Source organism: Bradyrhizobium genomosp. III (assembly GCF_000261705.1).
Lineage (GTDB): Bacteria > Pseudomonadota > Alphaproteobacteria > Rhizobiales > Xanthobacteraceae > Bradyrhizobium > Bradyrhizobium ottawaense.
The window spans coordinates 1-9021 of the sequence record NZ_AJQF01000017.1; the positions used below are offsets into that span (position 1 = coordinate 1).

Sequence of the window (9021 nt, forward strand, 5' to 3'; positions counted from 1 at the left end):
GGATCGAGGGCGAGCCCGAGGTGCCGGACTGGCGGCCGTCGCCGATGCAGGGCAGGGACAGGATGCCGCGTTTGATCAGCGCTGCCGGCGGCTGCATGTTCACGACCTCGGCTCCACCAGGGTAGCCGATCGGTCCGGTGCCGCGGATGAACAGCACGCAGCGCTCGTCGATGTCGAGCGAGGCATCGTCGATCCGCTCGTGATAGTCCTCCGGACCCTCGAACACGATGGCGCGGCCCTCGAATGCGTTGGGATCTTTCGGATTGCTGAGATAGCGGTCGCGGAATTCCTTGGAGATCACCGAGGTCTTCATGATCGCGGAATCGAACAGATTGCCCTTCAGCACCAGGAAGCCGGCGTCCTTCACCAGCGGCTTGTCGTAAGCCCAGATCACGTCGTTGTCGGGGACAGGCGCGTCCTTGCAGTTCTCGCCGATGCCGCGGCCGTTGACGGTGACGGCATCCTCATGGATGCGCTTGTGCTTCATCAACTCGCGCACCACCGCAGGCACGCCGCCGGCGCGGTGGAATTCCTCGCCGAGATAGAAGCCGGCCGGCTGCATGTTGACCAGCAGCGGCACGTCGTGCCCGACCTTCTGCCAGTCCTCGATGGTGAGCTCGACGCCGATGTGGCGGGCCAGCGCGTTGATGTGGATCGGCGCGTTGGTCGAGCCGCCGATCGCCGAATTGATCACGATGCAGTTCTCGAACGCCTTGCGGGTCAGGATGTCCGAGGGCTTGAGATCTTCCCAGACCATCTCGACGGCGCGCTTGCCGGTCTCGTAGGCGATCTGGCCGCGCTCGCGATAGGGCGCGGGGATCGCCGCGCAGCCCGGCAGCGAGAAGCCGAGCGCTTCGGCAAGACCGTTCATGGTCGAGGCGGTGCCCATGGTGTTGCAATGGCCGACCGAGGGCGCCGACGAAGCCACGATCTCCATGAACTCTTCATAGTCGATCTCGCCCGCGGCGAGCCGCTCGCGTGACTTCCAGACGATGGTGCCGGAGCCGGTGCGCTCGCCGGCATGCCAGCCGTTCAGCATCGGGCCGCCCGACAGCACGATCGCGGGCAGATTGACGGTCGCCGCCGCCATCATGCAGGCCGGCGTGGTCTTGTCGCAGCCGGTGGTGAGCACGACGCCGTCGAGCGGATAGCCGTAGAGGATCTCGACCAGGCCGAGATAGGCGAGGTTGCGGTCGAGCGCGGCGGTCGGGCGCTTGCCGGTCTCCTGGATCGGATGGGTCGGGAATTCCATCGCAATGCCGCCGGCCTCGCGGATGCCCTCGCGGACGCGATGGGCAAGCTCGATATGGTGGCGGTTGCAGGGAGAGAGGTCGTTGCCGGTCTGGGCGATGCCGATGATCGGCTTGCCGGACTGCAGCTCCGCACGGGTGAGGCCGTAATTGAGGTAGCGCTCCATGTAGAGCGCCGTCATGCCCGGATTATGCGGGTTGTTGAACCATTCCTGCGAGCGAAGGTGGCGGCGGGAGCCGTTGCCGGCGGGCGCATGCCCATTGGTTGGCTTTTTTGTCATTGGTTTCTCCTGGAATGCAAACGCACTGGCGTCCGTCCATTTACATCAGTCTTGGGGTGTCGGCTTGTGCGATGCCCAATGACGCCAATGACGGATCGCTGGCCCGCTGGCGGGTCGTTTCCTCACAAATGCGATACTAGTCATGGCTACTTGGTAACGCTACCATTTTGTTCGCCGCGCCTGCGACTGAAACGGTCGGCCTGCCGTCCGAATGGCGCGGCGATGAGCTTTGCCGCTCGATCACCCTGAAGCCGAGATCGAGCACCGGCTGCTCCGGGCGCCGTCCGTCGATCGCCTCGATCAGCATGGTGGCGGCCGTTTTGCCCATCTCGTAGCGGTTGGTGCGCACGCTGGTAAGGGTGGGGACGGCGGAGGCCATGAACTCGAGGTCGTTGAAGCCGACGATCGCGATCTGCTCGGGGACAGCGATCTCCCGGCGCCGGCATTCGAACAGTACGCCGAGCGCAAGGTCGTCATTGGCGCAGAACACCGCATCGAGATTGGGCTCGCGCGCCAGGAGATCGGTGAACAGGGCGCCGCCCAGCGTCACCGAGGTCGGTGTCGCCGTGGTGACGACGAGGCGCTGCTCGAACAGTGCGGCATCCTTCATCGCCGAGACATATCCGTCCAGCCGCCGCTGCACCCGCGGGTCCATGCGCGCACCGACGAAGCCGATCTTGCGGCGGCCCTGCTCGAACAGGTGCGCAACCGCTGCGCGGGCTGCATCATAGTGCGAAAAGCCGATCATCATGTCGACCGGATCGGGGCCGATCTCCATGATCTGCACGATCGGGCAATCCGCGGCCTCCAGCATGGCACGCGATTCCGTGGTCTGGTCGATGCCGGTGACGATCAGCCCGGCCGGCTTCTGCGCGAGAAACAGTCGCAGCAGCTTTTCTTCCTGGAGAATGCTGTAGCGCGTGTTGGACAACTGGATCGAGTAACGGCTACCTTCGGACGCGTCGTAGATGCCGCGCAGCACGTCCGAGAACACGTTGTTGGTGAGGGACGGGATCAAGACACCGATGACCTCGGTGCGTTGCGAGGCCAGCGCGCGGGCCGCAAGGTTCGGCACATAGCCGAGCTCCTTGGCGGCGCTCTCGACCCGCGTCCGCTTGCCGATCGACAGGGCCTCCGGATTGCGGAAGAAGCGGGACGCCGTAATCGGGCTGACGCCGGCAAGCTCGGCGACTTCCGCCAGCCGGATCTTGCCTGACTTGGTGCGTTTTCGACCCATTTGCTGCTCTTAACACAGTCAGTCCCGCAAACAAAGGAACGTTGACAGCGCTACCAGCAACGACTAACCAAAGACAAATTGCCAAAACCGCACAAACTGCCGACAATGTTGCCCGCTAAGATCGGGCCGAGTTCGGTGAAGTCTGAAAAAACAAGACGGTCGCGGCGCTAGAGGCGCCGTGGACTTTCGAGGAGGGAGCTAGATGTCGTCTGTGCAAATCCGCGACGTGCGGAAATCGTTCGGCAATTTTGAAGTCCTGCACGGCGTGACTGTACCGATCGAGGACGGCCAGTTCGTCGTTCTGGTCGGCCCTTCCGGCTGCGGCAAGTCGACGCTTCTGCGCATGCTCGCCGGTCTCGAGAACATCACCTCCGGCACGATCTCGATCGGCGACCGCGTCGTCAACAATGTCCAGCCCAAGGAGCGGGACATTGCGATGGTATTCCAGAACTACGCGCTCTATCCGCACATGACGGTCGCCGACAACATGGGCTTCTCGCTGAAGCTGCGGAATGCGGGCGCCGACGAGATCAACAAGCGCGTCAAGCGCGCCGCCGAGATCCTCGCGCTGTCGCCGCTGCTCGATCGCTATCCGCGCCAGCTCTCCGGCGGCCAGCGCCAACGCGTCGCGATGGGCCGCGCCATCGTGCGCGATCCGCAAGTCTTCCTGTTCGACGAGCCCTTGTCCAACCTCGACGCCAAGCTGCGCGTCGCCATGCGCACCGAGATCAAGGAGCTGCATCAGCGGCTGAAGACGACGACCGTCTACGTCACCCACGACCAGATCGAAGCCATGACCATGGCCGACAAGATCGTCGTCATGCATGACGGCATCGTCGAGCAGATGGGCACGCCGCTCGAGCTCTATGACAAGCCCGATAACCAGTTCGTCGCCGGCTTCATCGGCTCGCCCGCGATGAACTTCCTGAAGGGGCATGTGCGCGTCAACGGCGTTGCGACCTTCGAGGGACCGAACGGCGTCAAGCTGCCGCTCAAGACCGCTGCCGCGGCGTCCGACGGCCGTCCCGCGGTCTATGGCGTGCGGCCCGAGCATTTCACCATTGCCGACGACGGCGCCGAAGCCGAGATCATCGTGGTCGAGCCGACCGGCTCGGAGACGCAGGTGTTCGCCAAGATCGGCGGCGAGCAGGTCGTCGCGGTCTTCCGCGAACGCCATCAGTTCAACCCGGGCGACAAGATCCGGCTGAAGCCCGATCCGTCGCTGGTGCATCTGTTCGACGAGGCGACGGGAAAGCGCCTGAACGCGTAGCATAAGTTCAAGTTAAGACAATAAAAAAGCATCACAGGGAGGACGACATGCAAGACTTTACCCGCCGGACTCTGCTTCAAGGCGGAACGGCACTGGCTGCGACCGGCATGCTCACCGGGCCGGCACTGTTCGATTTCGCCAAGGCCTGGGCGCAGAGCGCGCCCTGGAAGGCGGAGCCCGGTGCCAAGCTGACCGTGATGCGATGGAAGCGCTTCGTGCCGGCTGAGGACGACGCGTTCAACGCAATGGTCGCGGCGTTCAAGGCTGCCACCGGCACCGAGATGAACGTGTTCAGCGAATCCTTCGAGGACGTGCAGCCGAAGGCCTCTGTTGCGGCCAATACCGGCTCCGGGCTCGATCTCGCCTGGGGCCTGCACACGTTGCCGCAGCTGTTCCCCACCAAAGTGCTGAAGATGAACGACGTCGCCGATTATCTCGGCAAGAAGTACGGCGGCTGGACCGATGCGGCCGCCAAGACCTGCAAGCAAGGCAACGACTGGCTCGGTATTCCCGTCGCGACCAACGGCGGTTACATGACGTACCGCAAGTCGGCGCTCGACAAGGCGGGGTTCAAGGAATTCCCGAAGGACTTCCCCAGCTTCCTTGAGATGTGCAAGGCGCTGAAGGCGAACAACACGCCGGCCGGCTTCGCGCTCGGGCACGCCTCAGGCGACGGCAATTCGTGGCTGCACTGGGTGCTGTGGGGCCACGGCGCCTACACGGTCGACCAGAGCGACAAGATCATCATCAATTCGCCGGAGACCGCGAAGGCGCTTGAATATTGCAAGTCGCTGTACGATGCCTTCATCCCGGGCACCGCGTCCTGGAACGATTCCTCCAACAACAAGGCGTTCCTCGCCGGCGAGCTCTATTGCACGGCGAACGGCATCTCGATCTACGTCGCCGCCAAGACCGATGCGAGCAAGAAGGAGCTCGCCGAGGACACCTATCACGCGCTCTGGCCGGTCGGACCGGTCGGCAAGCCGACCGAGCTGCAGCTTGCGCTGCCGATCCTCGCCTTCAACTTCACCAAATATCCGAACGCGGCGAAGGCTTTCGTCGCCTTCATGCTGGAGAAGGAGAACTACGAGAAGTGGCTGGACGGCGCGCAGGGCTATCTGACGCAGACCTTGAACGGCTATGAATCGGCGCCGATCTGGACGGCGGATCCCAAGAATGCCGTGTTCTCGCAGGCGTCCAAGCGCACTCTCCCGGCGGCCGGTATCGGCACCGTCGGCGAAAAGGCGGCAACCGCAATCGCCGACTTCATCGTCGTCGACATGTTCGCCAATTACTGCACCGGCACCAAGGATGCGAAGGGCGCGATGGCGGAAGCCGAGCGCCAGCTGAAGCGCATCTATCGCTGAGGGTCACGGGGCGGGCGGCCATTCGGCCGCCCGCCCGTCAACATTTCGATCAGGGATATCGGGCATGGCTGATGTCGCAATTCCCCGGGCCAAGCCTCAGATGAGAGAGGACGGCGCCTGGACCCAGCTCAAACACAATCGCAACTGGCTCGGCTTCTGGTTCATGGTGCCGGCCATGGCCTTCCTGATCTTCTTCCTGGCCTACCCGCTGGGGCTCGGCATCTGGCTGTCCTTCACCGACACCCGCATCGGCAGGGTCGGGCACTTTGTCGCTACCGAGAACTATGAGTGGTTGTGGGACGACTCCATCTTCTGGCTGTCGGTGTTCAACACGCTGCTCTACACCTTCGTCGCCAGCGCCCTCAAATTCGCGATCGGGCTTTATCTCGCGCTGCTGCTGAACGAGAACATGCCGTTCAAGGCGATGTTGCGCGCGATGGTCCTGATCCCCTTCATCGTGCCGACGGTGCTCTCGGCACTGGCGTTCTGGTGGATCTTCGATTCGCAATTCTCCATCATCTCCTGGTCGCTGAGGCATCTCGGCCTGATCGACCAAAACATCAACTTCCTCGGCGACACGACCTGGGCGCGGATTTGCGTGATCTTCGCCAATATCTGGCGCGGCGTGCCGTTCGTGGCGATCACGCTGCTGGCGGGCCTGCAGACGGTGTCGCCCTCGCTCTATGAAGCCGCAACGCTCGACGGCGCCACGCGCTGGCAGAATTTCCGCTTCATCACCTATCCGCTGCTGACGCCGATCATCGCCGTCGTGATGACCTTCTCGGTGCTGTTCACCTTCACCGACTTCCAGCTGATCTGGGCTATGACGCGCGGAGGCCCGGTCAACGCCACCCATTTGATGGCGACGCTGTCCTACCAGCGCGCGATCATCGCCGGGCAGCTGGGCGAGGGTGCCGCGATCTCGAGCGCCATGATCCCGTTCCTGCTCGCCGCAATCATGGTGTCGTGGTTCGGCCTCCAGCGCAGGAAATGGCAGCAGGGAGAGAACAATGACTGATCTGCCCACCAGGTCCGTTGATCTCAAGGCCGTGCTATCGGGATCCTCTCCGACGGTGGCGAAGGACGATCACAGCGAGGGCATGAGCTACCTGCAGTCGGTGCCGCGCCGGATGGTGACGCTGTACCTGCCGCTCGCGATCATCGTCATCGTTCTGCTGTTCCCGTTCTACTGGATGGCGCTGACCTCGGTGAAGCCGGACGAGCAATTGCTCGATCTCGACAGGTACAACCCGTTCTGGACCTGGAATCCGACCTTCAAGCATTTCCACAAGCTGCTGTTCGAGAGCTACTACCCGTACTGGCTCTGGAACACGATGTACGTGGCCGTCTGCGCGACGGTGCTTTCGATCATCGCGTCGGTGCTAGCTGCCTACGCCATCGTGCGCTTGCGCTACAAGGGCGCCAATCTCGTCGGCGGGCTGATCTTCCTCGCTTATCTGGTGCCGCCATCGATCCTGTTCATCCCGCTCGCCACCGTCGTGTTCCAGTACGGGCTGTTCGACTCGCCGCTGGCGTTGATCCTGACCTATCCGACCATCCTGATCCCGTTCTCGACCTGGCTCTTGATGGGCTATTTCAAGACCATCCCGTTCGAGCTCGAGGAATGCGCGCTGATCGACGGGGCGAGCCGCTGGCAGATCCTGATCAAGATCGTTCTGCCGCTCGCAATCCCCGGGCTGATCTCGGCCTTCATCTTCTGCTTCACGCTGTGCTGGAACGAGTTCATCTACGCGTTGACCTTCCTGCAGTCGACCAGCAACAAGACGGTGCCGGTCGCGATCGTCAACGAGTTCGTGGACGGTGACATCTACCGCTGGGGTTCGCTGATGGCCGGAGCCCTGGCCGGCTCGCTGCCGCTCGTCATCCTTTACGCCTTCTTCGTGGAGCATTATGTGTCCGCGATGACCGGCGCCGTGAAGGAATAATCGCGGGGTCTGCCACGGGAGCGCGCCGGAGGCTGCGCGCTCCGGCCAATAAGAAGGAGTTAAGCTCTTGCACATTCTGGTTCTCGGCGCCGCCGGCATGGTCGGCCGCAAATTGTGCGAACGGCTGTTGCGTGACGGCCGGCTCGGCAAGAGCGACATCACCAAGCTGACCATGCATGACGTGGTCGAACCGAAGAGGCCGGAAAAGGCCGGTTTCCCGGTCGAGACCGTGTCGGGCGATTTCGCAGTCCCAGGCGCGGCCGAGAAGCTCATCGCCGGCCGCCCGGACGTGATCTTCCATCTCGCCGCGATCGTCTCCGGCGAAGCCGAGCTCGACTTCGACAAGGGTTACCGCATCAATCTCGACGGCACGCGGATGCTGCTCGATGCTGTCAGGCTGGTCGGCGGCGGCTACAAGCCTCGCGTGGTGTTCACGTCCTCGATCGCGGTGTTCGGCGCGCCGTTCCCCGATGCGATCGGGGACGAGTTCTTCCACACCCCGCTGCTCAGCTACGGCACCCAGAAGGCGATCGGCGAGCTGTTGCTGGCCGACTATTCGCGCCGCGGTTTCCTCGACGGCATCGGCATCCGCCTGCCGACCATCTGCATCCGGCCGGGCCTGCCCAACAAGGCGGCATCGGGTTTCTTCTCCAACATCCTGCGCGAGCCGCTGGCCGGCAAGGAAGCGGTGCTGCCGGTGTCCGAGGACGTTCGCCACTGGCACGCGACGCCGCGCTCCGCGGTCGGCTTCCTGCTCCATGCCGGCACCATGGATCTCGCCACCGTCGGCCCGCGCCGCAATCTGACCATGCCAGGCCTTTCGGCAACGGTCGGCGAGCAGATCGCCGCCTTGAAGCGGGTTGCCGGCGAAAAAGTCGCAGCGCGCATCAAGCACGAACCTGATCCCTTCATCGTCGGCATCGTCGGCGGCTGGCCGCGCAATTTCAATGCAAAGCGGTCGCTCGAGCTCGGCTTCACCACCGCCGAGAAGACCTTCGACGACATCATCCGCATTCACATCGAAGACGAGCTCGGCGGCAACTTCGTCGCATGATCTCTGACTGAGCGAGCCCTGGTGATGGCGAGCGTTGCTTGCATCGGCGAATGCATGGTCGAGCTCAGGCAGGCGCAAGGAGGCGCGTCTGCCGGGCAAGGGCAGGGCGGCGGGCTGTATTCGCGCGGCTTCGGCGGTGACACCCTCAACACCGCGGTCTATCTGGCGCGGCTCGAGGTCAAGGTCGATTATCTCACCGCGCTCGGCGATGACGGCCTCAGCGAAGAGATGATCGCGGCCTGGAATGCGGAGGGCGTCGGCACAAGGCGTGTCGTGCGGCTGGCCGGCAAGCTACCCGGCCTCTACATGATCCAGCTGGATGCGAAGGGCGAGCGCCAGTTCTTCCACTGGCGCGACAGCGCGGCGGCGCGCCAGCTTATGAACCTGCCGGAGACCGATGAGCTGCTCAACTCGCTGATGAGCTACGACATCGTCTATCTCTCCGCGATCACGCTCTCGATCTACGATGCGCCCGGGCGCGAGCGGCTGTTCGCGGCGATCAAGCGCGCGCGCCTGCTCGGCACCCGCTTTGTGTTCGACACCAATTTTCGCGCGCGGGGTTGGCCGGACCGCGACGTCGCGCGCGAGGTGTTTGCGGCTGCTTTCGCCGCCGCCG

General features: G+C 63.6%; 8 protein-coding genes. 6 read left to right on the plus strand and 2 right to left on the minus strand.

What is annotated here, in order from left to right:
- On the minus strand, window positions 1-1531 hold a 1531-nt coding region (locus IC66_RS0101330), incomplete at its 3' end, for an IlvD/Edd family dehydratase (RefSeq protein WP_049806432.1).
- Between the two features lie 136 nt (window positions 1532-1667).
- Window positions 1668-2768, minus strand: coding sequence for a LacI family DNA-binding transcriptional regulator (locus IC66_RS0101335; RefSeq protein WP_038946412.1), 1101 nt, complete (start codon window positions 2766-2768; stop codon window positions 1668-1670).
- A gap of 202 nt (window positions 2769-2970) precedes the next feature.
- On the opposite strand from IC66_RS0101335, the gene IC66_RS0101340 reads away from it, so the two are divergent.
- The 6 genes from IC66_RS0101340 to IC66_RS0101365 all read left to right on the plus strand — a co-directional run.
- Window positions 2971-4038: an ABC transporter ATP-binding protein gene (locus IC66_RS0101340; protein WP_038946413.1), complete on the plus strand. Its 1068-nt coding sequence runs from the start codon at window positions 2971-2973 to the stop codon at window positions 4036-4038.
- Window positions 4039-4085: 47 nt separating this feature from the next.
- The gene (locus IC66_RS0101345; protein ID WP_028145161.1) at window positions 4086-5405 is read left to right on the plus strand and encodes an ABC transporter substrate-binding protein; all 1320 of its coding nucleotides are present in this window, start codon (window positions 4086-4088) and stop codon (window positions 5403-5405) included.
- Window positions 5406-5505: 100 nt separating this feature from the next.
- Window positions 5506-6423 carry a carbohydrate ABC transporter permease gene (locus tag IC66_RS0101350; RefSeq protein ID WP_080670311.1) on the plus strand — a complete coding sequence of 306 codons (918 nt, stop codon included), beginning with the start codon at window positions 5506-5508 and terminating at the stop codon, window positions 6421-6423.
- Entirely contained in the window at window positions 6416-7351 is a 936-nt protein-coding gene (locus IC66_RS0101355) for a carbohydrate ABC transporter permease (protein WP_028145159.1), read from the plus strand. The genes IC66_RS0101350 and IC66_RS0101355 overlap by 8 nt, the downstream gene beginning before the upstream one ends.
- Before the next feature lie 67 nt (window positions 7352-7418).
- Window positions 7419-8405: a D-erythronate dehydrogenase gene (gene denD, locus IC66_RS0101360; RefSeq protein ID WP_028145158.1), complete on the plus strand. Its 987-nt coding sequence runs from the start codon at window positions 7419-7421 to the stop codon at window positions 8403-8405.
- 24 nt (window positions 8406-8429) lie between these two features.
- Window positions 8430-9021 (plus strand): sugar kinase (locus tag IC66_RS0101365; protein ID WP_038946415.1); only part of this gene is annotated, 592 nt, incomplete at its 3' end.